This is a genomic window from Streptomyces sp. WM6386 (assembly GCF_000972385.1).
Lineage (GTDB): Bacteria > Actinomycetota > Actinomycetes > Streptomycetales > Streptomycetaceae > Streptomyces.
The window spans coordinates 1-933 of sequence record NZ_JXTE01000244.1; the positions used below are offsets into that span (position 1 = coordinate 1).

1 protein-coding gene is annotated in these 933 nt (G+C 73.7%); it reads left to right on the forward strand.

What is annotated here, in order from left to right; all coding sequences use genetic code 11:
• A partial coding sequence (locus TN53_RS41015) for an AfsA-related hotdog domain-containing protein (RefSeq protein ID WP_046263976.1) occupies nt 1–832 on the forward strand: 832 nt, incomplete at its 5' end.
• Nucleotides 833–933: the final 101 nt, after the last annotated feature.

A 933-nucleotide genomic window follows, 5' to 3' on the forward strand; every position in this document is an offset into this window, starting at 1 on the left:
GCTCGTCGCCGCCGGACCACACCGCTTCCACGACCTCCAGACGGCCGTCGAAATGGTCCGGGAAACCGGCGAGTTCATCGGGCAAACCCATTTCCCGGTCCCCGCCAACCGCACCGCCGTCTTCTACCGCGTCGCCGTCGCCACCCGGGACATCACCGCCTGGCGCGCCTGCGCGGACACCCGCGCACGCCCCGCGCTGCTCACCAGCGAACTGCGGGTGCGTCCCGACAAGGTCATCGACGGGGTGCCGCGCTCTCTTCGGTTCAGCACCGTGCTGAGCATCGACGACGTGCCGTGCGGCTCGGGCAGCGCCGACGTGGTGTTCCTGCCGCCGGTGGTGCACCGCAACCACCGCGTGCTCAGCCTCGCGACCGCACTGACCGCGCCCACCGGCGAGTCCACCGGCGGCCGGCCGGCCGACCCCGCCGACGTGGGGCGCACCCACCCGGAAACCGTCCTGGTACACGGCCCCTTCGACCTCACGCACGGCCGGCTGTCGGCCACCGTGCGCATCCCCGGCAACTGGCCGCTGCCCGACGGCGCGGCCGAGGGCCATATGCCGGCCCTCGTCCAGCTCGAGGCGTTGCGCCAGACCTCACTCCTCGCCGCCGGCCGCATGCACCAACTGGCCGCCGACCGGTGCACCCTGGGCTCGCTGAAGGTCCACTTCCGCGGGTACGCGGAGCCGGACATGGCGATGCGGTGCGCCGCGGTGGTCGGTCTGTGCGGACGGGACGCCGAGGGCCGCAGACTCAGCCCGGTCACCCTGACCCTGGCCCAGGGGGGACGGGCCGTGCTGGAAGCGGTCGTCACGGTGGTCGAGGACCTGTGAGCGGCCCCCCCCCCCCCCCGTCAGCCGGCCGCGGCCAGTGCCCCGGTGATGGCCGTGACCGTCTCCGCGTCGAGCATCGTGGCGACATCGGTGTCCAGGGT